General features: G+C 62.3%; 1 protein-coding gene. It reads right to left on the reverse strand.

The features are described 5' to 3' along the window. Positions 1 to 244 (reverse strand): cation:dicarboxylase symporter family transporter (locus tag HKX41_12960; protein NNC25044.1); only part of this gene is annotated, 244 nt, incomplete at both ends.

The following is a 244-nucleotide window of genomic DNA, read 5'->3' on the forward strand; positions in this document are numbered from 1 at the left end:
GGCGGCAACCGGGTTGTTCGGGACGATGTTGAGGAAGACGTCTGCGAGCGCTGGTGGCTGTGCGGATTGTGCTTCCCCACCGGTGAATTCGACGCCAGTACCGGGGCTGAGGAGGTTGCCGATCGTCAAGCCGAACACGCCGGCGAGCGCTGTTGTCGCCATATAGAGGAGGACGACGGAGCCACCAATACGGCCGAGCTTGCTGGGTGTGAGTTTCCGGATGCCACCCAGGAGGGTAAAGATG

Origin of the sequence: Salifodinibacter halophilus (assembly GCA_012999515.1) — a bacterium.
Classification (GTDB): domain Bacteria; phylum Pseudomonadota; class Gammaproteobacteria; order Nevskiales; family Salinisphaeraceae; genus Salifodinibacter; species Salifodinibacter halophilus.